22 protein-coding genes and 1 tRNA gene are annotated in these 26,287 nt (G+C 30.5%); 5 read left to right on the top strand and 18 right to left on the bottom strand.

What is annotated here, in order from left to right; all coding sequences use genetic code 11:
- Positions 1–307 precede the first annotated feature (307 nt).
- The 4 genes from AB6T46_RS02420 to dnaG form a co-directional block, all read right to left on the bottom strand.
- A tRNA-Ile gene (locus tag AB6T46_RS02420) sits at positions 308–383 on the bottom strand.
- Positions 384–489: 106 nt separating this feature from the next.
- Complete coding sequence (locus AB6T46_RS02415; RefSeq protein ID WP_370932039.1) at positions 490–1,947, bottom strand: alanine/glycine:cation symporter family protein; 1,458 nt, start codon at positions 1,945–1,947, stop codon at positions 490–492.
- A gap of 51 nt (positions 1,948–1,998) precedes the next feature.
- The gene (gene rpoD / locus AB6T46_RS02410; protein WP_370931838.1) at positions 1,999–3,939 is read right to left on the bottom strand and encodes an RNA polymerase sigma factor RpoD; all 1,941 of its coding nucleotides are present in this window, start codon (positions 3,937–3,939) and stop codon (positions 1,999–2,001) included.
- Between the two features lie 193 nt (positions 3,940–4,132).
- Entirely contained in the window at positions 4,133–5,968 is a 1,836-nt protein-coding gene (gene dnaG / locus AB6T46_RS02405) for a DNA primase (protein WP_370931836.1), read from the bottom strand.
- A 106-nt stretch (positions 5,969–6,074) separates the two neighbouring features.
- Here dnaG and AB6T46_RS02400 point away from each other — a divergent pair, with 106 nt between their 5' ends.
- Positions 6,075–7,292 carry a mechanosensitive ion channel family protein gene (locus AB6T46_RS02400; RefSeq protein ID WP_370931834.1) on the top strand — a complete coding sequence of 406 codons (1,218 nt, stop codon included), beginning with the start codon at positions 6,075–6,077 and terminating at the stop codon, positions 7,290–7,292.
- A gap of 91 nt (positions 7,293–7,383) precedes the next feature.
- On the top strand, positions 7,384–8,631 hold the full coding sequence (gene carA / locus AB6T46_RS02395; RefSeq protein ID WP_370931833.1) for a glutamine-hydrolyzing carbamoyl-phosphate synthase small subunit: 1,248 nt from the start codon (positions 7,384–7,386) through the stop codon (positions 8,629–8,631).
- On the opposite strand, the gene AB6T46_RS02390 is transcribed toward carA, so the two are convergent.
- A complete protein-coding gene (locus AB6T46_RS02390; protein WP_370931832.1) occupies positions 8,624–9,856 on the bottom strand; it encodes an MFS transporter in 1,233 nt (410 codons plus the stop codon). The two genes, carA and AB6T46_RS02390, sit on opposite strands and share 8 nt — an antisense overlap.
- Positions 9,857–10,202: 346 nt before the next feature.
- The gene (locus AB6T46_RS02385; RefSeq protein WP_370931831.1) at positions 10,203–11,390 is read right to left on the bottom strand and encodes an MFS transporter; all 1,188 of its coding nucleotides are present in this window, start codon (positions 11,388–11,390) and stop codon (positions 10,203–10,205) included.
- A 209-nt stretch (positions 11,391–11,599) separates the two neighbouring features.
- On the opposite strand from AB6T46_RS02385, the gene carB reads away from it, so the two are divergent.
- Positions 11,600–15,088, top strand: coding sequence for a carbamoyl-phosphate synthase large subunit (gene carB / locus AB6T46_RS02380; protein ID WP_370931830.1), 3,489 nt, complete (start codon positions 11,600–11,602; stop codon positions 15,086–15,088).
- 489 nt (positions 15,089–15,577) lie between these two features.
- Here the strand turns inward: carB and AB6T46_RS02375 are convergent, their stop codons facing one another.
- The 11 genes from AB6T46_RS02375 to AB6T46_RS02325 form a co-directional block, all read right to left on the bottom strand.
- Complete coding sequence (locus tag AB6T46_RS02375) at positions 15,578–16,096, bottom strand: RNA pyrophosphohydrolase (protein ID WP_370931829.1); 519 nt, start codon at positions 16,094–16,096, stop codon at positions 15,578–15,580.
- A gap of 54 nt (positions 16,097–16,150) precedes the next feature.
- Entirely contained in the window at positions 16,151–17,467 is a 1,317-nt protein-coding gene (locus AB6T46_RS02370) for a S41 family peptidase (protein ID WP_370931828.1), read from the bottom strand.
- A 12-nt stretch (positions 17,468–17,479) separates the two neighbouring features.
- Complete coding sequence (locus AB6T46_RS02365) at positions 17,480–18,631, bottom strand: murein hydrolase activator EnvC (protein WP_370931827.1); 1,152 nt, start codon at positions 18,629–18,631, stop codon at positions 17,480–17,482.
- 52 nt (positions 18,632–18,683) lie between these two features.
- Positions 18,684–19,166 carry a 23S rRNA (pseudouridine(1915)-N(3))-methyltransferase RlmH gene (gene rlmH, locus AB6T46_RS02360; RefSeq protein ID WP_370931825.1) on the bottom strand — a complete coding sequence of 161 codons (483 nt, stop codon included), beginning with the start codon at positions 19,164–19,166 and terminating at the stop codon, positions 18,684–18,686.
- A 27-nt stretch (positions 19,167–19,193) separates the two neighbouring features.
- Complete coding sequence (gene rsfS, locus AB6T46_RS02355) at positions 19,194–19,580, bottom strand: ribosome silencing factor (RefSeq protein WP_370931824.1); 387 nt, start codon at positions 19,578–19,580, stop codon at positions 19,194–19,196.
- Positions 19,570–20,214, bottom strand: coding sequence for a nicotinate-nucleotide adenylyltransferase (locus tag AB6T46_RS02350; RefSeq protein ID WP_370931823.1), 645 nt, complete (start codon positions 20,212–20,214; stop codon positions 19,570–19,572). The genes rsfS and AB6T46_RS02350 overlap by 11 nt, the downstream gene beginning before the upstream one ends.
- A 14-nt stretch (positions 20,215–20,228) precedes the next feature.
- Positions 20,229–21,242 (bottom strand): GTPase ObgE, encoded by a 1,014-nt coding sequence (obgE, locus tag AB6T46_RS02345; RefSeq protein ID WP_370931821.1) that lies wholly within the window; start codon positions 21,240–21,242, stop codon positions 20,229–20,231.
- Between the two features lie 12 nt (positions 21,243–21,254).
- Positions 21,255–21,998 (bottom strand): RlmE family RNA methyltransferase, encoded by a 744-nt coding sequence (locus AB6T46_RS02340; RefSeq protein ID WP_370931820.1) that lies wholly within the window; start codon positions 21,996–21,998, stop codon positions 21,255–21,257.
- Positions 21,999–22,377: 379 nt separating this feature from the next.
- Entirely contained in the window at positions 22,378–22,875 is a 498-nt protein-coding gene (locus tag AB6T46_RS02335) for a lysozyme (RefSeq protein WP_370931819.1), read from the bottom strand.
- A gap of 26 nt (positions 22,876–22,901) precedes the next feature.
- Positions 22,902–23,312 carry a single-stranded DNA-binding protein gene (locus AB6T46_RS02330; protein ID WP_370931818.1) on the bottom strand — a complete coding sequence of 137 codons (411 nt, stop codon included), beginning with the start codon at positions 23,310–23,312 and terminating at the stop codon, positions 22,902–22,904.
- Complete coding sequence (locus AB6T46_RS02325; RefSeq protein ID WP_370931817.1) at positions 23,296–23,796, bottom strand: hypothetical protein; 501 nt, start codon at positions 23,794–23,796, stop codon at positions 23,296–23,298. The genes AB6T46_RS02330 and AB6T46_RS02325 overlap by 17 nt, the downstream gene beginning before the upstream one ends.
- A 368-nt stretch (positions 23,797–24,164) precedes the next feature.
- Here AB6T46_RS02325 and AB6T46_RS02320 point away from each other — a divergent pair, with 368 nt between their 5' ends.
- Together AB6T46_RS02320 and AB6T46_RS02315 are read left to right on the top strand one after the other, a co-directional pair.
- Entirely contained in the window at positions 24,165–24,536 is a 372-nt protein-coding gene (locus AB6T46_RS02320) for an XRE family transcriptional regulator (protein ID WP_370931816.1), read from the top strand.
- 274 nt (positions 24,537–24,810) lie between these two features.
- Positions 24,811–25,161, top strand: a complete 351-nt coding sequence (locus tag AB6T46_RS02315) for a beta-lactamase hydrolase domain-containing protein (RefSeq protein ID WP_370931814.1) — start codon at positions 24,811–24,813, stop codon at positions 25,159–25,161.
- A gap of 118 nt (positions 25,162–25,279) precedes the next feature.
- On the opposite strand, the gene AB6T46_RS02310 is transcribed toward AB6T46_RS02315, so the two are convergent.
- Positions 25,280–26,287 carry a bifunctional riboflavin kinase/FAD synthetase gene (locus AB6T46_RS02310; protein WP_370931813.1) on the bottom strand — a complete coding sequence of 336 codons (1,008 nt, stop codon included), beginning with the start codon at positions 26,285–26,287 and terminating at the stop codon, positions 25,280–25,282.

Genomic DNA, 26,287 nt, shown 5'->3' with positions numbered 1-26,287 from the left:
CGATTTATTATATATCACGGAATTTAATAACATATCAAGTTAGTATAAGGAGAAATAAAAAAGCTATAAATTTGTAGCCAATGATAGACAAAACGATAATTAGAATTACTATCTGATAACCGAACGTCTAAAGACAATTACTATAATTACCAACCAATAGCAGAGCCGCTAAAGATAATAACTATAATTACTAACTTATAACAAAATAACTAAGGCTAAATATCCATAACATATAGTACATAATGACCTATAACTAAATCAAATTAAGTTATATTAAATTATGTATCTATATTTGGATATCATAAAATGGTGGGCCCGGAGGGACTCGAACCCCCAACCAAGCGGTTATGAGCCGCTGGCTCTGACCATTGAGCTACAGGCCCACATTTATATAGTATAAATACTCTAAAATCACAACATAAGCAATAGTTAAAAATAAAAATAAACGCCATTTTTTGAAAGAATGGCGTTTATCCAAAATATTTTATTTTATTTTTTATCTTCTTCTCGTTGACGATCCATCTGTTCTTTACCCCAAATATCTTCTTCTATTTGTCCTTTTAATTCAGGATATTCACTAAGATTAAATTCTGGTATTTTCCCCATATTTTTTTGATTAAAATAATCTTTAGTCATTTTTACTACTACATTAGATAAAACTAGGATAGCAATAATATTTATTGTTGCCATAATTCCCATAGAAGCATCCGCTGCATTAAATACCATCTGCACAGTTTGAACGGATCCCCACATGACCATAATTAATAATACGGCACATAAAATATATAAATATTTGCGAGACCCAACCTTTAAATAAACCATAGCATTTTCTGCATATGAATAATTACCTAATATAGAGGTGAAAGCAAAAAAGAATATAATTAAAGCCACAAAATATACTCCTAAATCACCGAAGTATGTATGCATAGCCCTTTGAGTTAATTCCATTCCGGTAACAGTTGATCCAAAATCTAATTGTCCTGATAATAAAATTAACAAAGCAGTAGCAGTACAAACCACAAGAGTATCCAATGCCGCACCTAAAGCTTGAATAAAGCCTTGAGTAGCTGGATGAGGTGGAGTAGGATCAGCAACAGCAGCTATATTAGGAGAAGAACCAGCACCGGCCTCGTTAGAGAATAGACCTCTTTTTACACCATTTAACATAGCAGCCATTAATCCACCAGTAAATCCACCTGCAGCTTGTTCAAAGCCAAAAGCACTATAAAATATCATTTTAAAAGCCGCCGGGACTTCAGTAATATTGGTAAGCACAATATAAAGAACTACTAAAAAATAAAATAAAGCCATACTTGGCACCAAATATTGAGCCACTTTAGCAACTTTATTAATACCTCCTAATATGACTATACCAACTAAAATAGCTAAAATAACACCCATTACTGATTTAGGAACACCAAAAGCAAAATTTATAGAATCAGCAATAGAATTAGCTTGCACCGCATTAAATACCAACCCGTAAGATAATATTAAACAACAAGCAAATATTTTAGCTAAAAGAGGTGCTTTTAATCCACGAGCAATATAAAATGAAGGACCACCTCTAAATTGCCCCTCTTCATTACGCACTTTATATAATTGCCCCAACGCATTTTCAGCATAAGCTGTAGCAATACCTAAGAAAGCTACTACCCACATCCAAAATATAGCACCAGCTCCACCCAAATAAAGTGCAACAGCAACACCAGTAATATTACCTACACCTACTCTTGATGCCAAACTAACCATTAACGCCTGGAAAGGTGTAATACCTTGTCGTTTACCACCTTTGCGTGCTGGTTTAAATGCTAATCGTAAAAATTCACCAAAATGAACTATTTGAATGAAACGTAACCTTAAAGTAAAATACGCACCAGTCAAAATAAGACCAAATATTAATACATATCCCCAAAGATAATAATTTACAAAATCAATGATACCAGTAATTACCGCCATGTAATCTTTCCTTTATAATATATTCCCAATAATATATTCCTATTAATTATCTAAAAAGCTACGTAACTTTCTAGAACGACTAGGATGTTTCAATTTGCGCAAGGCTTTTGCTTCAATTTGTCTGATCCTTTCTCTTGTAACTGAAAATTGTTGCCCCACTTCTTCGAGAGTATGATCTGTATTCATACCTATACCGAATCTCATACGTAAAACTCTTTCTTCTCTTGCAGTAAGAGAAGCTAAAACCTTAGTAGTAGTATCGCGTAAGTTTGCTTGAATAGCCGCATCAATAGGTAATAAAGCATTTTTATCTTCGATAAAATCCCCCAAATGCGAATCATCCTCATCCCCAACAGGAATTTCTAATGAAACAGGCTCCTTAGATATTTTAAGCACCTTACAAACTTTATCTAACGACATTGACAATTTTTCTGCTAATTCTTCTGGTGTAGGATCCCTACCAATTTCGTTATTCATTTGTCTTGAAGTACGAACTATTTTATTAATAGTTTCTATCATATGTACAGGAATACGTATTGTACGCGCCTGATCAGCAATAGATCTTGTAATAGCTTGTCTTATCCACCAAGTTGCATAAGTAGAAAATTTATATCCTCTACGATATTCAAATTTATCTACTGCTTTCATTAAACCAATATTGCCCTCTTGTATTAAATCTAAGAATTGTAATCCTCTATTAGTGTATTTTTTAGCAATAGAAATAACCAATCTTAGATTAGCCTCAACCATTTCTTTTTTAGCCAGAGCCATTTCTCGCTCACCTTTTTGTACACTAGTTACAATACGTTTAAACTCTCCTATAGATATTCCAGTCTCTTGCACTAACTCTCTGATATCTTGTTGTATTCGTAAAATATCATCTTGTTTCTCTGCAGCAAATTTTTTCCAAACCTTGCTCTTTAAGGTACTTATATGATTTATCCAATTAGGAGATATTTCTTTTCCGCAATATTGTTTAAGAAAATCTTCATGTGTCACACCGTAAGAATCCGCTAAACGTTTTAAGCTACCCTCACTTTGTATCAAACCTTTATTAATACTATATAACTGTTCAACTAAGGCATCTACTCTGTTAGGATGCAAAGACAAAGAATTAACTTCATTCACTAATGATGCTTGTAAAAGCTTATAGGATTTTTTTTGTTTTGCAGAAAGATTTACCTCATTTTTATCATCAAATTGCTGTTCTTGCAATTTACGCAATTTAACATATGTTTCAGCAATAATATTTAATGATTCCATAACTCTTGGATAAAGCTCTTCTTCCATAGCGGTCAAAGAAGGATTAATCTCATCATCTTCCTCCATATCTTTATCTAAGGATTCATTTTCTAGTTTATTAGATGATAAAGATGGCGACTTTTTAAAGTTTTTAGGAGATTTTTCTGTCAATAGATCTAATTCATCGGTTGCTATAGGTTCAACATAACTACCTTCTAAATCTATTACCTCTCTTAAAGGTACAGATTTATCTTCTAACTGATCTCTCCAAATAATTAAAGCCTGGAAAGTTAATGGACTTTCACACAACCCTGAAATCATGGTTGCTCGACCTGCTTCAATTCTTTTTGCTATGGCTATCTCACCGCTACGTGACAATAGTTCTACATTTCCCATTTCGCGCAGATACATTCGAACAGGGTCATCAGTGCTGTCTATATTAGATTTTTTCGGTGCAGCAGTAGTTAATGCTCTTCCAGATACTTCTACTAAATCAGTAACACCACTTTCTTCTAGATCTGCCTCTTCTTCTATAATATTAACTCCCATTTCTGACAACATAGTCATAGTATCTTCAATTTGATCAGAAGTTAACTCTTCAGACGGCAATATACTATTGAGCTCATCCATGGTTACATAACCTTTTTTCCGAGCATCACGAATCATTTTCTTGATAAATTCATCAGATAAATCTAACAATGGTTTGTCATCTTTTTTACTCTGATTCTGTTTACTTGTCATTCTAAATCTCCAATTCTGGCATTTACCAGAAAATTGCACTAGACAAATTTACTCTATACATTATTTATAAAATAAGGATATATTCTATATATAGTATTAAGTACATGTTGATATAAGGATTTCTTGCTAAAAAACGAATTATTTATGTATTTTACACTATTTTGTTACAATAATTAATAATTAAATACCATTATTAAAGTGTACTATCATTTTTTAAGGCTAAAATCCTAGCAACAATATCTAGTTCAGGGTTCTCCTTTGCATCTTTTCTAAATTCTTCTTTTTCTTTCTCTATATTTCTCTTATTTAACAATGAAAATATTACTTTTATATTTTCCTCAGCCTGTTGCTTATCATAATATCGATATTTTTTCCAAATATTTTTATAAGGTTCGGCTACTTGTGCTAAATGCGCTAAATGTCTTTCTTGTTGCTTAATATTTAACTCTCTAATAAATTCTTCCCTATTTTCAGGTATTTTCTTTATAACTATTTCTATCATTTTATCCCTTAATGCGGTAGCATAGTTATATTTCAACTCACAAGATATAATTTGTACATTATATACATCAATTAAAAAAGGCTGTGCTAACAATAAGGATATAAATAAGGCCTCTATCTTTTCTCCATTCGTTTTACTAGTAGGCAAGTGACTAATTAAGTTATTGCTTGATGAATAATTAACTAAATTATCATTTTTCTTAAATTTAGAAACGATTCGACTTTTCTTAAATCTAATTTTCCACAATCTATCTTTTAATTCTTGCCGATATACTTCCTTAACATATGGATCCTTAACTTTAAACAATAAATTTTGTATTTTAGCTTGTAATTTAGAAATATTTTCAGGACTAGAAAAAGTTTGCCCTTTAGTTTCTAAGTACCAAAGCATATCAAATAAGCCCATAGCCTTTGACAATTGTTGTAGAAAAGCTGCCTTACCGTAATTTTTAATATAATCATCAGGGTCATTGCCATGTGGTAAAATTAGAAATCTCAAGGACTTTTGCGCAGTAATCAAAGGTAATGATCTTTCTATAGATCTACTTATAGCTGCTATACCAGCTTTATCCCCATCCAAACATAATAATGGTACATCAGATAAACTCCATAATAAATTCATTTGCTGTTCAGTTAAAGCCGTTCCTAAAGAGGCTACAACCCTATTAAAACCTGCTTGCGCTAAAGCAATAGTATCCATATATCCTTCTACTAAAATTAATGTATTAGTGAGATTATCTGTTACATTATAACTAGTATTTTCTTTAGCCTTTTCAAAATTATATAAAACCTCACTTTTATTAAATAAAACGGTTTCAGGAGAATTCAAATATTTTGCGTTAGTCGCTGTCTCTAGAGCCCGTCCACCAAAAGCAATAATACGTTTTTGCTTATCTTTAATAGGAAAAATCAATCTATTTCTAAATCTAGGAAAAATCTGCTGCTTATCTTCAGACCAAATAGCTAACCCTACATCGACTATTTGCTGTAGTGTAACATCTTTTTGACTTAAAAAATTTATTAGATCCTTGCTACCAATTGGAGCATATCCTAGTAAAAAATTTATTTGCGTATCTGGTGAAATTTGTCGATGTTGTAAATAAGATAAAGCTTTATAACCTCTATCAGTATGTAATTGTTGAATGAAATATTGACTTGCCCACTGCATAATTTGATAAAGATCATTTTTTTTCTTATCTTGTTCTAATAATTTATTATCAAATTTAGGTAATTTTACTCCAGCTAAATTAGCTATTTTTTTGACAGCTTCAACAAAAGGAATTTTTTCTATATTCATCACAAATGTGAATATGTCTCCTTTTTCATGACAGCCAAAGCAATAATATATTTTTTTATTATCATTACACGAAAAACTAGGAGTTTTTTCATTATGAAACGGACAACAAGCCCAATAATTTCCTCTCAAAGGTTGAGATTTTTTTTGATCTAACACAATATATTTAGATACTATCTGAGAGATAGTTATTCTATCACGAATTATATTTAAAAAATCTGGTGAAAAATACATAAGGCAAAATATATTGATATTAAAATTGGCAATAAAATTTTATATCACATATAATATAATAAAAGAATAGCTTTTTACAAATAATAATGTCTCATAGGAATATATAATGACTTTTTCTAGTATCTTAATCCCTAGCCTTTATTTAATTTTACTCACATTATTATCTTTTGCTATATCTTATATAGCACGTAATTTCATCGGGGCTTATATTGGTAAAAAATTAAATATTGTATCAAAAAATACCGAAGGTAACTGTATTTTCAAAAAGTTAAATCAAAAAATTTCTTACCTAATAATTCCATTTATTTTACTTACTATAGCTCCTATTATTCCACAAATTAGCGCCGATTATACAGCTATTGTTCAAAAAATATCATTATGTTGCATAATTTTATTAATAGCTACAATAATGTCCTCTATATTAGATCTCACCAGCAATTATTATCAAAATATCCTAAAAGATAAACCAGTAAAAATTTATATACAAATAGGTAAATTATCAACTTTTATCGTTGCTGGTTTATTAATTTTAGCTACTCTACTTAACCAACCACCGTTGCTGATCATATCCGGTCTAGGTGCTATGTTAGCTATAGTGATTTTAGTGTTCCAGGATACAATATTATCATTAATCGCAGGCATTCAAATTTCCTCAACAAATATAGTAAAAGTTGGTGACTGGATAGAAATGCCAAATCTAGGAGCTGACGGTGAAGTTCAAGAAATTTTATTACATACAATAGCTGTAAAAAATTGGGATAATACCATCACCATAATTCCGATTAGGAAATTAGTGACTGATTCTTTTAAAAATTGGCGTAATATGAACCAATCAGGTGCACGTCGCATTAAACGATCTTTGTTTATTGATCAAAATACTATTCGCTTTTTAACAAGTGAAGAATTAAAAGAATTATCAAAAATTAACTATCTAAAAGATTATCTGAATCAAAAAATCAAAGAAATAGAGATATGGAACAAAAATTTAGGTGAACAAAGCAAAATTGCTGCCAATACTCGCCGTCTTACTAATTTAGGTACTTTTAGAGCTTATATAAATAATTATTTAGCTAAGCAAAATAATTTACGTGAAGATATGATAATGTTAGCTAAATTACAAGCACCTACTGCGGCCGGATTACCTGTGGAAATATATTGTTTCTGTGATCAAACTTCATCAGTAAAATATGAAGCTGTACAAGCAGATATATTTGAACATCTATATTCAATAATAGAAATATTTGGTTTAAAGATATTCCAAATGCCAACCGGCAGCGATTTACGCAACAATTTACAGATAATTACTAAAAAGAAAAATAATTAATGATATCGTTAAATCATTAAAAAATAATTGCTTTCTGGCTATCTATTACAGTAGAATAGCCTAAATCTTATAAATTATATCAGGAACAACAATGTCTCACAATTTATCACATCTTCCTCCTAGTCATAATAATGCCTGCACCAGCTCTAACAATTCTAATGTTTGGTCTATAAAACAACCTACTGCTGTGATTGTTTTTGAAGATGGTAATATCATCTATGGTAACGGCTTTGGAGCAACAGGAACTATAGAAGGTGAGATATGCTTTAATACCGCTATGACCGGTTATCAGGAAATATTAACTGATCCATCGTATAGTGGACAAATAATCAACTTTACTTTTCCTCACATTGGCATAGTTGGTACTAATAATGAAGATATTGAAGATTTAACTCCTGAAACTAAATTTGGCGCAGTCGGCGCGATCTTCAAAGCTGATATTACTTCTCCTTCTAACTATCGCTCAAACAATAATTTTAATGAATGGTTGAAAAAACGCAATATTATTGCTTTAAGTGATGTAGACACACGCTCTATTACCTCTTACATTCGTGATAAAGGTGCAAAAAATGTGGTAATATCACATAATCCTGATGGTATATTTAATATAGAGAAATTGTTAAATAAAGCCAAACAATGGTCTGGTTTAAATGGAGTTGATCTAGCTAAAGCAGTAAGTAACTGTAATTCGCCATCCTGGCTAGAAACGTCATGGCAATGGCCATATGGCTATGGAACTCAAAAAGAACATAATTATAATGTTGTAGTTATAGATTATGGTATCAAACGTAATATTTTACGTTTATTATGTGATATAGGCGCTAAAGTTACTATAGTTTCAGCTCAAACTAGTGCTGCAGATATTTTAGCTTTAAATCCTGATGGTATATTTTTATCTAACGGTCCTGGCGATCCATCTGCAACAGGTATTTATAGTATTGCTATATTACAAGAATTATTAACTACGAAAATTCCTATTTTTGGTATTTGTTTAGGGCATCAATTACTAGCTTTAGCTACCGGAGCAAAAACTATCAAGATGCACCAAGGTCACCATGGATCAAATCACCCTGTTAAAGATTACACTACCGGCAAGGTAGAAATTGTTTCGATGAATCACGGGTTTGCTGTAGATAGCAAAAGCTTACCTAATAATGTGAAAGAAACACATATATCTTTATTTGATGGTACCAATTGTGGTATAGCTTTATTAGATAGCCCCGCATTTTCAGTACAACATCACCCGGAAGCGTCTCCTGGTCCTCAAGATAGTCATTATTTATTTCGTCGTTTTTCTCAGTTAATGAATGAATATAAAAATAAAAAAGCTATTAAGTAGTTTTTTTAATAACCCCTTTATAAAAAATCATTAGCGATATAACGGAAAATACAAAGGCTATAATAAAAGGCATACCTAAAAAGTTAACCAAAACATTATTATTAGAGAAATAACTAAAAATAATAGCATAAATAACTGGTGCAATAATAGCTGTTAGACTTCTTAAACTCGCTATAGTACCTTGCACCTCTCCTTGATGTGATTTACTTACCTGTGCTGCCGCAATAGATCTGAGTGGTGCAGGTGCTACAAATTCTAGTAATGTTATAAAAAATACTACATATACCATCCATTCTGTTATAGCAAAAGCATAGCCAACATAAGATATAGTTACTATGGATAATCCTAATAGAGCTAATTTTTTATCTGTCATTCTATTTGCTAGATAAGGCAAAATTAATAAAGTAACAAAAATTTGCCCTATTGAAAATATCATTAACGATAACCCTATATGATTTGGCGTCCACTGATATCTTGCTACACTGATATATGACCATATAAGCCAAACATTAACAGACATGGCATAAAAAAAATCGGTTGCGGCTATATATTTGACAGTTGGATATTGCTTTAACTTTAATAATGCATTAATTGGATTGGATTTAATCCAATTAATGTTCCTACGCTGATCTAAAGGTAATGTTTCAGGTAAAAACCACCATGATAAAATAAAATTAACTAAAGCTAAAGCAGCAGCGGCATAAAATGGACATCTAACATTTATAGTACCCAAAAAGCTCCCAATGACAGGACCAATCACAAATCCTATACCGAAAGCAATTTCTATCATAGAAAAATTTTTAGTTAGATTTTTTTTATGAGATACATCAGCTATATATGCCATACATGTAGTATAACTTGCACCACTTATTCCAGCCAAAATACGTCCAACTAACAAAAATAAATAAGATCCTGCTAAAGCACATATTAAATTATCAATAGCGAAAGTTAACACAGAAATAAGCAATATCGGTCTTCTACCCCACTTATCTGAAGCGGCTCCTACTAAAGGAGCAAATAAAAATTGCATAGCAGCATATGAAGTTATCAATAAACTACCATGCAACACTGCTTCTTTAATTGTATGACCTGTCAATTCTTGTAACAATTGCGGTAATATTGGAACAAGCATAGCAATTCCAATACTATCCAGTAGTAGAATCATAAAAACTAAAGCCATACCGCTCTTTACATGTTTTTGTGGTAGTTCATTAACCATTATCATATTTTCTTTTAATAAAACAATATTTTGCGCAGTCTAACAAAAAAAATAATTTAAATAAAGAAAATTACCTTTGAGACGGATCAAATCACTCCGTTAAAGATTATACTACCAACAAGATAGAAATTGTTTCTAGGAATTCTAACTTTGCGGTAAATAACAAAAACTTACCTAGTAATGGGAAAAACACATATATCTTTATTTGATGGTACTACTTATAGTATAGCGCTGCTATTAAATAAAACTGCATTTTCAGTACAGCACTATAATCCGCAAGCTCATTAAGGCAGTCATTATTTATTTCGTCATTTTTTTCAGTTATTGAATGAATATAAAAATAAAAAATCTATTAAGTAGTATTTTTTATAACTCCTTTATAAAAAATCATCAACGCTATAATTGAAAATAAAAACGCCACAATGAAAGGCATACCTAAAAAATTAACCGGGGCATTATCATTAGAAAAACAACTAAAGATAGTAGCATAAATAACTGGCGCAATAATAGCTGTTAAACCTCTTAAACTAGCTATAGTACCTTGCACCTCTCCTTGATGTGATGGACTTACTTGTAACGCCGCAATAGCTCTAAGAGGTGCTGGTGTTATAAATGCTAATAAGGTTATAAAAAATACAACACATAACATCCATTCTGTTATAGCAAAAGCATAACCAATATAAGACAGCATTACTATGGATAATCCTAATAAAGCTAAGTTTTTATTAGTCATTCTATTTGCTAGATAAGGCAAAATTAACAAAGTAACAAAAATTTGACCTATTGAAAATAGGGTTAGCGATAATCCGACATAATTCAATGTCCACTGATATCTTGCTAGACTAATATAGGACCAAATCATCCAAACATTAAAAGACAGAGCATAAAAAAAGTCAACTGCTGCTATATATTTAACGGTTGGATAATTTTTTAACTTTAATAACGAATTAATAGGATTAGCTTTAATCCAATTAATTTTTCTTCGTTTATTTAAAGGTAATGTTTCAGGCAGAAACCACCATGCTAATATAAAATTAACTAAAGCTAAAATCGCGGCAGCATAAAAAGGCCATCTCACATCCATAGACCCTAAAAAGCTCCCAATGATAGGACCAATCACAAAACCGGCGCCAAAAGCAACTTCTATCCTAGAAAAATTTTTAGTTATATTTTTTTCATTAGATACATCAGCTACATATGCCATACACGCAGTATAACTTGCGCCACTGATTCCAGATAATATACGCCCTATTAATAATAGTAAATAAGATCCTGCTAAAGCACATATTAAATTATCAATAGCAAAAGTTATCGCAGACAAGAGTAAAATTGGTCGTCTACCCCACTTATCTGAAACAGCTCCTACTAAAGGAGCAAATAAAAATTGCATAATAGCATATGAAGTTATCAAAAAACCACCATAGACTACAGCTTCACTAATTGTATTGCCAGTCAATTCTTGCAACAACATTGGTAATATCGGTACAATTATAGCAATTCCAATACTATCAATTAGCACTGTCATGAAAATTAGAGCCATCCCGCTTTTTAAATGTTTTGGTGATATCTCATTACACATTTTGTTGTCTTTCAATAAAATACTAATTTGAGCAGTCTAGCAAAAAAAATTATTAAAACAAAAAAAAATACATATAATTGTCTATTTTCCCAAGATAAATACAAAATTATACTTAACATAATTGATAATTTCTCTTATAAGAAATAGAATAAAATTTTTAAGGATCTGTCATGCCGAAACGTACTGATATAAATTCTATCTTAATTATAGGAGCTGGCCCCATAATCATAGGTCAAGCTTGTGAGTTTGATTATTCTGGCACACAAGCCTGTAAAGCTCTAAAAGAAGAAGGTTACAGGGTTATACTCGTTAATTCTAACCCAGCAACGATAATGACTGATCCTGATCTAGCTGATGTTACCTATATTGAACCTATCACTCCTGATATCGTCGCACGTATCATAGCTAAAGAACGTCCTGATGCCTTATTACCAACTATGGGTGGTCAAACAGCTTTAAACACGGCTCTTTCTCTAAAACGTATGGGTGTATTAGATAAATATAACGTTGAAATGATTGGCGCAAATGCTTTAGCTATTGATAAAGCAGAAGATAGAGCCTTATTCAGAAAAGCCATGAAAAAAATCGGCTTAGATACTCCTAAATCTATGTTAGCGAATGCTACTGAAATCAAAGAAACTGATCGTAAAGAATATGAAGATAAACGTAACCAATTATTAAATAGCTTAAGCGGTACTCAATTAGAACAATCATTAACGAAATTACAAGAAAATTGGACAAAAACTGAAGGCGAAAGAAAAAATAGATATATGTCTTACGCTATGGGTTTAGCTAGTAAGGCGTTAGATGAAATTGGTTTACCAGCTATTATCAGACCTTCATTTACCTTAGGCGGCACTGGAGGCGGTATAGCCTATAATCGTTCTCAATTCTATGAGATAGTAGAACAAGGTCTAGATGCCTCTCCAACCACAGAAGTACTTATAGAAGAGAGTATTGTTGGTTGGAAAGAATTTGAAATGGAAGTAGTACGTGATAAATCTGATAATTCTATTATCATTTGCTCCATTGAAAATCTTGATCCTATGGGCGTTCACACAGGTGATTCAATAACTGTAGCCCCTGCTTTAACTTTAACAGACAAAGAATATCAACAAATGCGGAATGCTTCTATAGCCGTATTAAGAGAGATAGGCGTAGAAACTGGTGGCGCTAACGTACAATTTGCTGTTAATCCTGTTAACGGTCGTATGATAGTTATAGAAATGAATCCACGTGTATCACGTTCATCAGCTCTTGCGTCTAAAGCTACGGGCTTCCCTATTGCTAAGATAGCAGCTAAACTAGCAGTTGGTTACAGGCTAGATGAATTAAAAAATGATATTACCGGTGGTAGTACACCGGCTTCTTTTGAACCATCTATTGACTATATAGTCACCAAAATACCAAGATTTGCTTTTGAAAAATTTCCTAACAGCGATCCCTTATTAGGCACATCAATGAAAGCTGTTGGTGAGACTATGGCTATAGGTCGAAACTTTAAAGAATCTTTACAAAAGGCATTACGTAGTTTAGAAACTGGATTAACTGGTTTTGATGAAATTAACATACCAGATGTAGAGGAAGAAAATTACAAAGATGCTCTACGTGCAGCAGTTGCACATCCGACTCCAAATAGGTTACGTTTTATAGCTCAAGCTATACGTGAAAAAATGCCATTAGAAGAAATTCATAAATTAAGTCATATTGACCCTTGGTTTTTAAACCAAATAGCTGAAATTATAGAAATTGAAGAAAAAATTAAACAACATGGTTTACCTCAAGATCATCAAAATTTAAATATGTTAAAATCGTTAGGTTTTTCTGATAGCCGTTTAGCTACTTTAGCTAATTGTCAGGAAAAACAAGTTAAAGCATTAAGAAAAAAATTAAATGTTACCCCTATATTTAAACGTATTGATACTTGTGCAGCTGAATTTTATTCTCCTACAGCTTATATTTATTCTACCTACGAAAAATCTGGTATAGAAGAATATTCTTGTGAAGCCTTAGTATCTGATCGTAAAAAAGTAGTTATTTTAGGGGGCGGTCCTAACAGGATAGGACAAGGAATAGAATTTGACTATTGCTGTTGTCATGCCTCTTTTGCCTTACAAGAGATGGATATAGAAGCTATAATGATTAATTGTAATCCTGAAACAGTCTCAACAGATTATGATACTTCTGACCGTTTATATTTTGAACCTTTAACAGCTGAAGATGTCTTAGCAATCCTGGAAAAAGAACAAGAAAAAGGACAATTATTAGGCGTTATAGTACAATTTGGAGGTCAAACTCCGTTAAAATTAGCTCAATCTTTACAAGAGTCTGGCATTTCTATTTTAGGAACTTCACCAGAAGCAATAAATTTAGCTGAAGACAGAGATCAATTTAAAAGGTTATTACAAGAGCTAAATTTAACTCAACCTAGTAATGGTATTGCATATTCTATAGAGGATTCTTTTAAATTAGCCCAAAACATCAAATTTCCTGTAGTTGTACGCCCTTCTTATGTATTAGGTGGTCGTGCAATGAGAATTATTAGAGATCCTAAAGAGCTAGAGTCTTATATGAATAATCTGGTAATAGAATTAGTATCTGAAGATATTAAAGCCCTATTCCCTTATGACAGCACTAAACAAATTGATTATTTTCTATCTAAAAATCCTTTATTATTTGATCGTTATTTATCTAAAGCAATTGAAGTTGATGTTGATTGTTTGTGTGATGGTGAAAATACTTATATAGCTGGTATTATGGAACATATTGAAGAAGCTGGAATCCACTCTGGTGATTCTGCAGCTTCTCTTCCTACACATAGTTTAACAAATGATATTATTCTGAAATTAGAAGAACAAACTAAGAAATTGTCCAAAGCGTTGAATGTGGGCGGTTTAATGAATATACAATTCGCTATCAGTGATAATAAAATATATATTTTAGAAGTAAATCCTAGAGCTTCGCGCACAGTACCTTTTGTTGCTAAGACCATAGGTAAACCAATAGCAAAAATTGCTGCTCGTATCATGACCGGGCAAACTTTAGAACAAGCATTTACTGCTTATGGTGGTTCAGAGATAAAATATAGAAAAAAACCTATAGCTATTAAAGAAGCTGTATTTCCATTTTCTCGCTTTCCTAATGAAGATATCTTATTAGGACCAGAAATGCGCTCGACTGGTGAAGTTATGGGACTAGATGAAGATTTTGGTTTAGCATTTGCGAAAGCACAACTTGCCGCTGGCTTTGAGCTTCCTTTAGAGGGAAATATCTTTATTTCTGTACGAGATGAAGATAAAGAAGAAATAATAGATTCCGTGCAAATATTACAAAACCTCGGTTATAATATTTTAGCGACTGGTGGCACACATGTTTTTCTAGCACAGCATAATATTAATAGTAAAAAAATTAATAAAGTGTTAGAAGGTCATCCGCATATAGAAGATGCTATACGTAACAGAAAAATACAAATGGTAATAAATACTAGTAATAGTCATAATAGACCATCAGACTCTAAATCATTAAGAAGAGCAACCATTGCTAATAGAATTCCTTATTTCACTACAGCTGCAGGTACAAAAGCAGCTATTCAAGCTATGAAATCATTAAAGACTAAAGAACTTAAAGTATCTTCTTTACAATCTTATTTTATTAATTAGCAAATAGCCGTATAAATATAAAACTGCCTTATATAATGGAATTTTATTGATTAATAACTATGTAGTAAATGGAAATTTATGACCATTAACCAACTTATTTAAATTTATAGTAAGTTAGTAGAAAAAACCTTATTTATAGCTATAAAATACAAATAATAATAACATGGTAGTAGTTATAATAAACCATCAGATTCTAAATTATTAAGGCAGGTAATTATTGCGACTAGAACAACTTATTTCACTACAGCTGCAGGTACAAAAACAGCTATTCAAGCTATGAAATCATTAAAGACTAAAGAACTTAAAGTATCTTCTTTACAATCTTACTTTATTAATTAACAAATAGCTGTATAAATATAAAACTGCACTTATATAATGGAATTTTATTGATTAATAACTATGTAGTAAATGGAAATTTATGACCATTAACCAACTTATTTAAATTTATAATAACTGTTAATAAATGAACCGCGATAGTCTAAGTAGACCTTATTTATTTATATTTGTAGCAAATTTAGCAAAATTATCTCGGATTGTTTGATAAAGCTGTTTTTTAAAATCAACCGCCAAAAATACAATTTCATCTATGTCGCGCCATTGCCATAAATCAAATTCAGCTTTTTCTCCTGCAAGTCCACTTATGGATATTTCAGTTTCTTCACCGGTAAAACGGAAAGCATACCATTTTTGTTTTTGTCCGCAATATTTACCGCCCATAATTTGCTTACAAATATTTTCCGGGAATCTATAATCTACCCACTCATCAATTTCTCCTAATAATTTACATGAAACTACTCCAGTTTCTTCAAATAATTCTCTCTTTGCAGCTTGTAAAGGAGTCTCATTATGGTCAATTCCTCCTTGCGGTAATTGCCATAACTGCGAGTTATAAATATTTTTATATTTATCAACCATTAATCTACGGCCTGTCCAAATTTTACCCGCGCTATTAAATAAAGCTATACCAACCCCATAACGGTAGGGTAAATTTAGCTTTACATTATCCATAGTCGCTCCTCTAATTAATTTTTGTTAATTTCTCTTATTTATATTTTTATTATATCATTTCAAGGCTTCGTGCTTTATCTTTCCATGCAATAATTCAATTGCAACTTTTAGCTGCACATCCTCAGCACGATCTTTAGGTACATATGCATTTGAGCCAGACTCCTCCTCGTCTACCTCATTTTCTCCTTTTATATGTCCTGCTAAAGAAGATTCTCCTATATTAAATGTACCATCTTTAATGTCTTGAGGTAAAGGTTGTTCTACAATAATATCTGGTTTTATACCAGCACCTTGAATAGACTTTCCTGCTGGAGTATAATATAGGGCTGTAGTTATACGCAATGAACCATCTTCTTTTGCTAACGGCACTAGGGTCTGCACCGAACCTTTACCAAAAGTTTTTGTTCCTAGTAATATAGCTCTTTTGTGATCTTTTAATGCCCCGGCAACAATTTCTGAAGCGCTCGCACTACCTCCATTAATTAAAACAATCAATGGAATATTTTTAAACATGTCTTGTGTTTTAGCAAAAAAATGAAAATTGGATCTTTCAATTCTACCTTTTGTAGAAACAATTTCTCCATTAGATAGAAAAAGATCACTAACTTGCACAGCCTGATCCAATAAACCTCCTGAATTCAAACGTAAATCAATGATTATACCTTTTAATTTCGCGGGAGTAATTTGTTTAATGATTTTATCTAAATTACTTTTAAGATCTACGGCTGTTTTAGTGGAAAAAGTAGATATTTTTGCATAAGCAACTTGGTCTATAGCTTCAGCAGTCACAGATTTTACATTAACCAATGATCTAATTAGATCAAATTTTAATAAATCCTTATGATTTTTTCTTAAAACCTCAATAGTTATAGGATCGCCTATTTTACCTCGCATTTTACTAACAGATTTATTAAGAGACTGACCTTTAGTTGAGGCTCCATCAATTTTAACTATTAAATCTCCAGCCATTACTCCAGCTTTTTCAGCCGCACCGCCTTCAATAGGCGCAATAACTTTAACATATCCATTTTCTAAGGTAACTTCAATTCCTAGCCCTCCAAAAGAACCAAAAGTATTTGCATTAAACTCTTGTGTATCTTTTTCATTCATATAGGACGAATGCGGATCTAAAGAGGTTAACATTCCCTGCAGAGCATTTTCAATTAAATTTCTATCATTTGGTTTCGTAACATATAAATTACGAATTTTCTCAAAAACTTCACCAAATAACATTAAATCTTTATACTTAACTTTATTATCTACATTCTCTTGCTTTGGCTGACTCAAAACTTGCTTTACATTAAATGAACAAGCAAATAAAAATAAACTTAATGATAAACATATTATTCTATATAAGCGATTTACCGACATACTTTACTTCCTTTAAGTTTTGTGTCTTTGCCAAAAATTTCTTAAATTTATTGATTTATTATCCTTACGTAACTCAAGATATAACAATAGCTGGTTATCTGTCAAACTTTTCTCTAATTCACCAATGATTACATCTTTTTTAATGAAATCACCTTTTTTAACATTAATCTTACTTAATCCAGCTACAATTAACTGATAATTGTCTCCTACATCTAAAATTAGCAATTTTCCATATGTTCTAAATTCTCCAGCAAATAAAACTATTGCATCAGTAAAATTCTTAATCTTGCTATCTTTATTAAATTCTAATATATCACCTAATTCATAAATTAACCCTAATGATTTATCGCCAAATCTCTTTTTTAATTTAGCGTCAATAGGAAATGGTAACTTTTTACTTTTAAAAAGTAATTTTTTATGCGCCGTAACTGCTTTACTATTATTCAATTTAGATTGTTGCTGTTTGATCTTATTCAGCAACTCCAAATATTTTTGTTGCTCTTGTGATAAAATATCAATTTGTTGTTGTTCATTTATGATTAAGTTTGATGATTGCTCGATAATTTTTTGTTGTTCATCTTTTAGTAATGCAAGATAGGTTATTTTTTCTTCTCGTTCTATTTGAGTTTTTTTTACAATTAAATAATCTTTATCTAATTGATTTACCAATATAGCTATTTCAGCTAAAATTACTTTAATACTCTCAGTTTTTTGTTGTATCTCGCTAGTTATAGATCCTAGCAATAAACTACCTCTAAAGATATTTAAAATATCTTTAGTACTAATTAACATCACAGGTGGTGGTGATAAGGTTAATTTTTGCAACATAGCTAACATATAGGCTAATTGCTCATCTTTTTTATCTAACTCATTTAAATATTTTTTATATTTATCATTTTCTTTATCAAATTTTTTTTTTGCTTGTTCTAATTTCTGTGTTAGTAATTGTTGCTGCTCTTCAGTTTTTTTAATTTCTAATTTTATCTTATTTATATCTTTTTTTAAATTATTTACTTGTTGCTTTAACTGGCTAATTTTTTGCTCTGATATATTAATTTCCATATTAATATCATAAATTTTTTGATTAGCTTCTACCCATTTTGCTCGCAATCCATTCTGCTCTAATGCTAAAGGATAAGATATTACAAATAATGGTATCGCCATTATTTGTAATATCAATAATTTTGTTATTTTTTTATATAAATATATCACTAAATTATTCTCTATGATAAGGATGATTTAATAAAATAGTCGCATTTCTATAAATTTGTTCTGCTAATAATATCCTTACTATTTGATGCGGAAAAGTCATTAGCCCTAACGATAATATTTTATCAGCTCGCTTTTTAATTTCCTCACTATGTCCATCAGCGCCCCCAATAGCAAAAGTTACGTTATTAATACCAGTTTGCTTTAATTTTGGTAATAAATCAGCAAATTTTTTGGTTGGCAACATCTGACCAAGTTCATCTAATAAAATAAGATAGGCTTTATTATTAAGACTAGATAAGATATTTTCGCCCTCGCGTTTTTTTCGCTCTTCTACATTTGAAGATTTACTTTCTGGTAATTCTATTACTGGCATCAAATATATGCCTAAGGTCTGAAAATTTCTTTTTGCTCGCTGATAATATCGTTCAAATAATTCTTGCTCTGCTCCTTTTTTCATTTTTCCAATACAAATAAATTTTATTTTCATCTTAACTATTTACCTTAGCTATTAGTATCACTGAGTTATACGCCATATCTTTTCTAAATTATAAAATTCTCTAGTTTCAGGATGAAAAATATGAGCAATCACTACGCCCGCATCTATCACTATCCAGTTGCTACTCTCTAAACCGTCAACACTAGCTAGAATCTTTTTTTCTTTTAACTTTTCGATTACAAACATCGCTAAAGCATTGATATGACGAGATGAATTACCAGAAGCGATGATAATATAATCAGCTAAAGAAAATCTCTCCGCGATATCAAAAACAACAATATTTTCTGCTTTAAGCTCTTCTAAAACGTCTATAATATATTGTTTCAATTCATCTGATTTATAAAAAAAGTTATTCTTATTTAATAATTTTTCATTATTATTTTCTGTTGAATTATTATATGTCATGATTTAACCTTGTTGTAACTATGTTATTAATTTTTTTCTTATCTCGCACTTGAGTTGAAGATAAATAAGAAAAATTGGTAAAAATAAAACACCATCTCGGTGGTGACAAAAATGGTAATAACCTATATTTATTTTCTGATAATCTAAATCTATTAAATTTCTGCGCTATAGGTGAATTTAAAGCGATGAAATTACTTCTAGGTCTATTAATTACCGCTACAGGTATATTATACATTATTTTTTCGCCTAGATACCATTTATGTAACTCTGCGAAACTATCCGCTCCCATAATCCAAACAAAATTCACTGAAGGATATTTTTTTTTTAAAAATCTAATAGTATTATAACTATAATTAGTATTTAAATGTTTTTCTAAATCAGTAACAATTATTTTCTTATTATGTTTTACTAACTTTTTACTAGCTACTACTCTATCATATAAATCAGCTAGATTATTACTAGATTTTAAAGGGTTTTGTGGCGAAACCATCCATAAAATATAATCTAATGATAAGCTTTTTAAAGCTTGCATAGCAACTAATAAATGTCCTTGATGAGGAGGATTAAATGATCCGCCAAATAATCCTATTTTCATCCCCGCAGTTAACTTAGGTAAATTTTTATTAATAATCACATTTAACTCTTAACTTATAGATTATTATCTTCTGCGGATTTTACATTTTGCAATTCCAAAGAACAAGCTCTTAATAATGTTAATAATCCTTTTTGACTAATAGATGATAAAATAAATATCTTTTTCTTAGTATTTTTTTGTAATAGCTCTATTTTTTGATTTATTTCTTCCTCTGTTAAAATATCAATTTGTGATAGAGCAATAATTTCTATTTTTTCATCTAATAAACTTCCATAAGCTTTTAATTCTTCTCTGACAATATTATATGCTGCTACTACATCTGTTTCCTGTGCAGAGATTAAATGTAATAATAATTTAGTACGTTCTATATGTCCTAAAAATCTATGCCCTAATCCAGAACCCTGATGTGCTCCTTCAATCAACCCAGGTATATCAGCAAATATAATTGTTTTCTCATCTACACTAGCGACACCTAAATTAGGATGTATAGTAGTAAAAGGATAAGCAGCAATTTTAGGTTTAGCAGCAGATATACAAGATAAAAAAGTAGATTTTCCAGCATTTGGTAAACCAATAATACCTATATCTGCAATTAATTTTAACCGTAACCAGATTGTTAATTCTTCTCCAGGTAAACCAGGGTTAGCCCTACGAGGCGCTCTATTAGTAGAAGTAGTAAAATGTAGGTTACCAAATCCTCCATTCCCTCCTTTTGCTAATCTAAATTTTTGACCTTTCTGCGTCAAATCACAAATTAAATTTTGATTATCAGCATCAAAAACTTGTGTGCCAACAGGTACTTTCAAAATTATATCATCGCCTTTAGCCCCAGTGCGATTACGCCCCATTCCATGCATACCAATTTTAGCTTTAAAATGCTGTTGATATCTATAATCAATTAAGGTGTTAAGTCCATCTACTGCTTCTATCCATATATCGCCGCCTCTACCTCCAGTACCGCCATCTGGTCCACCAAACTCAAGAAATTTTTCTCTTCTAAAAGAAACAGCTCCAGCGCCTCCATCGCCTGCTTTGACATAAATTTTTGCTTGATCTAAAAATTTCATTGTTTATTCCTATTATTCATTGTTAAGGCTATCGACACCTTTTATATTGTTAAAGTTTGCCCTACCTTTAAAATTTTTTGCTAATAAATATAATTCTACTGATTCTGTTCTAGAAGCAGGAGGCTTAACGTGATGCACAGATTGAAAATTCTGCTTTAAGATATTTAGCAATTGATCTTCTGCGCCCCCTTGGAAGGTTTTGGCTAAAAAATGTCCACCTTTCTTTAAAAAATTGACGGCAAAATCTACTGCTACTTCACATAAATAAGCTGTTCTTAAATGATCTGTTCTTCTATGTCCAGTAGTAGGTGCGGCCATATCAGATAATATTACATCTGGATATCCTCCTAAATTACTTAATAATAAATCAGGAGCATTTTCATCTAAAAAATCCATTTGTAATAAAGTTACCGCTGGTAAAGGGCTGATCTCAAGATAATCTATCCCTACCACCAAAGGATTTTCAACTGTAGATTTCACTATTTCGGCGGCTACTTGACTCCATCCACCAGGAGCCGCACCTAAGTCAATAATTCTTTGCCCTGGCTTTAAAAACTTATATTTTTCGTTAATTTCTATTAACTTAAAAGCAGCTCTAGATCTATATCCCTCTTCTTTTGATTTATGTACATAAGGATCATTTATATGCCTTTCTAACCAGCGCCGAGAAGAAGCTTTTATTTTTCCTGCTTTTTTACGTACTCTTTCGTGTAATTTTTTTGTTCCACGTCCTCCACGTCCGCCTGTTTTTGTCATATTTATCTCTAATTAATTATTTTGTTAACACATGCCGTCAATTATGATCCTTAATCGAATTTTACACTGACTATTTTCACTTTATTCATCTGATATAATTTCATTATTATATTAATCAAACATACAGATATTATTTATCATTATATCCGCTTAGTAACTTTTGTTCCCAGTTACAAGCTGAATTTTAAGTATAATTATTCCTAATCTCATAATTTCATTTAATGTTATTAATAACATTTCTAGCAGAATGAGGCAAATTTAATATATCTGACCGTTAATAATTTATTTAAGTTACATTATTTAATTTAAAATATTGACATAATATAAAAGCCCCATCTCCTATTGAGATAGGGCTTTTATATTATTTATTCTATCACCGTTACGCTATTTCTTTAGTTGAGTAATTTTTTATTGTACCAATTAATTTTATATTATCTGTTTCCCATAAATCTGCCTCGGCTTTTCTACGTTTAACTAGTCCTGTTAATTTTTTTCTACTCGCATAAATCCATCTTGATAATTGAAAAGGTATCTGAGCATATTCTCCTGCATTTAATTTGCTTAATAAAGTTGATGTTTTAAACGCATTAATTCCTATATTATAAACAAAAGACACTAGTGCGGCAAATTGATTATCATTTAAAGGCACCTTAACATATTTTTCAACCGATGCAGCAATTTTCGCTACATCTTTATTTAATAACTCAAGAGCTTGTTGTTCGGTAATTTTTAATCCCTCTTTAACCTCTAACCCTCCAATAATAGATGTATGTCCATAACCTATAGTCCATACACCGGCAATATCTTTATAAGCCTCCAAACGTAACCCTTCAAAATTTTTAATTAACTCAAAAGCGGTGTTATTCACTTTTCTCATTTTTATATCTTTATAGCTATGAAAAATTAAGCGATTGACTGTAAATAATCATTACCGATAATGTCATTTTCTAATTTTTTTTCTAAACTATCATTTCTCCGCATAAGTAATAATTTTCCTCTAGATTTATGTAAAATAACTTCTGTTTTAAAGTGAATTTGCTCTTCTCTATCTTGCCATTTTCTTGTATGCAATTGCCCTTCAACCATTATTCTATCACCTTTAGTTAAGGACTTTTCTACTAATTTAACCAATTTTTCATTAAAAATAACTATATTATGCCATTCAGGCTTTTCTTGAATTTCTCCATTATTATCTTTCCATCTCTCAGAAGTAACTAAACGAAATCTTACAATTGAATCTCCTGAATTTAATATTTTACAATCAATATCAGTGGCTACATTACCAATTAAAGTTACTCTATTTAACGCGTACATTATTTTCTCCTTCTGTTAATAGTCTAGAAATGAAGGCTAACGATTTTTTACAGTCATTAATAAGCCCTACTGACCATAGATCATTAGCAACAATGTTTAATAAAGATGTGATAGTGTTTGGATATAATTTATTACGATTTATCAGATGATTATTTAATCTCTTAAATTTTATTATATTTTCTCGATCCAGCACAGAATAACGCATATCTCTTTTTCGTTTTTTGGCTACCTGATATTTATAAAGCAATCGTAAAAAATATATCCCTGCTCTATATTCATTAATTGTTAAATAATTTAATTTAAATAATTTTTCTAATAATATCCCTCCTAAATAATCTTTTTTAATTTTACCTGCTAATACTATTGCTGATTTTGAATTAACAATATCTAATAAAACAAATTTTCCTTCACGCGAGCTGTATTTTTTATTATCATATGGTAAAAAATAATTTTCTCTATATTTTTCAGAAAATATACTTCCCATTATTCCTCTCGGTTATATTATAATAAAACAAAAAGACCTCCATCCTTATAAATATAAAAATATCTAATCAGTTGTATATCAATAAACAAAAGCAATATTTTCAAATAAAAAATCTAAATATTGTAATCATTAATCTTGCGTAAATAGTAATTTACCCTTAAATTTAAGTTATTATAAAATTTTCCCTTTTAAGCAAATTTACCTATATATTATCAAACACGGAAAGAATAACTTATGATTTATCCTTCACTAAAGCAGACCAACATTAATAAAGACCCGTAAATATTAGAGATCAATTTGTAGTTTTTAACATCGTTAATAATTGCATTAAGCAATTAAAATGTCAAGAGAAATTTTAAGATAAGAAAATGATAGATAAATCAATTAAAAAAAATAAATTTTATGATCAATCAGAACGCTTAAAACAAATTCGCAAATCAAGAGGTTTTTCTAGCGCCTTAAAGGCTTGTGAAGAAAATGGATGGAACTATAACTCTTATATACAACATGAGTTAGGTTTACGCAGTTTAGCTCGTTCTGCTAAAAAATATGCGGATGGATACAAAGTCAGTCAAGCCTGGTTACTTACTGGAGAGGGGGAGTCCCCCTCCCTGGCTAAAAATGATGAAGAATTAATGCTAGAACAAGAATTTAGACGTTTTCTTCTGGATTCTGACCAGGATGATCAGAAGATTTTGTTACGTTTTTTAAAATCTTTCTCTGTTCCAAAAAAGAAATAACACGTCTTTTTTCTTCAAGTGTTAAAGCATTAAATAAAACAAATAATTTTTTATTCATGTAAGTCCCCTATGTCCAAGCAAATAAATTGCTTAAAGCAATTATATTGCTTTAGCAATAAAAATTAAAGAAACATTTTCTCATTAAGCAATTTAAATGTTAAATAATTATGCCAAATCATGAATTACCATTTAAATTCTGTACACTTTACAAATTTAAAATAGTAAAAGAGTTTAAATGCTATTCAACCTGTAGATAACTTTAAAGGAAACAAATATGCAAAAAATTACAGAAAATATTTATATAGGTGCTCAACTAACCGCTGATGACATGGAGCGCCTAAAGCAATTAAATATTAATACTATAATTTGTAACCGACCAGATAATGAGATACCCGCAGAGATTAATTTTGAAAAAATAAAAATTGCTGCTGAAAAAGAAAATATTGCAATATATTATATACCAATTTCAACTAGAGAAAATATAAAAGAGAATATAGAAACATGTGTTAAAATATTGATTGATTCCAAACCAAATATATTTGCCTATTGCAGATCAGGAACAAGATCAAAATTATTACTCGAAGCAGCTTTGGCAAAAATGACAACGACACAGAATAATTATTAACCACCTCCACAACATCAAAATTATGTGACAATAATATAATAATTCACAGACTAATAAACATGAGTAGCAGAAGAAATCTATTGCTTCTGCTATCTATTAATATTATTAACTAAGGAATTTAGCTAATCTGAATTATATATTCATGCAATTTTGGTAAAAAATCTATTTCATCTTTAGCGGTTGTTGTTTTGATGATTTTTTTAGCTACGTCAATATCATGTTTAATCTGATTTACTAATTGATCCAAATTAGCAAATTTTTCTTCTTTCCGGATCCAATCAATGAATATTATATTAGCAATTTTGCTATAAATATCTTCATTAAAATCAAATAAATGACTTTCTAAAATTGCTCGTCCGTTATTTACAACTGTAGGTCGCAAACCATAACTAGCCACACCATCATAAAATCGACCATCATTCAAATAACATTTAATAGCATATATTCCATAAGGTAATTTTAAATTATCACCTAAATCCATATTAGCCGTAGGAAATCCTAATTTTCTTCCTAAGGCATCACCATGAATTATCTTACTAGTAACAAAATAATGATACCCTAAATATTCTGCTGCTTTTTTTACATTTCCGCTAGCAATATTTTTACGTATATTACTAGAAGAAACTATACAACCATCCTCATGAATAATTTCTTGATGTAGTAAAATATTCATCCCCAAAGATTCAGCGTATTTTTTTAAAAATTCTGGTGTACCTTCTCGTTTTTTTCCAAAATAAAAATTATCTCCAACTATTATATATTTAGCTTTTAAACTTTTAAATAAAACTTCCTCTATAAATTTTTTAGCCGAAATATTAGCAAATTCCAAATTAAAATTTTGTGCTAATATTGCATCAGCTCCATAATATGATAATAATTTATATTTTGTTTCAACCGGTAAAATTAAATTACAATTTTCAGCCGCATTAAAAAATTTTCTAGGGTGCGGCGCAAAAGTGAATATTAATAAAGGTATATTATTTAACGTTGATATTTCTTTAGCTTTAGCTAATAACTTTTGGTGTCCGATATGTATTCCATCAAAATTTCCAATAACTACTATTGAATTTTTGAAATCATCTGACAAATTTTCATAATTATTAAAAATATTTATTTTTTCATTCAT

Origin of the sequence: Bartonella sp. DGB1 (genome assembly GCF_041345015.1) — a bacterium.
Lineage (GTDB): Bacteria > Pseudomonadota > Alphaproteobacteria > Rhizobiales > Rhizobiaceae > DGB1.
The sequence above is the reverse complement of the archived record's forward strand: the minus strand, read 5'-3'. Positions and strand labels throughout refer to the sequence as shown.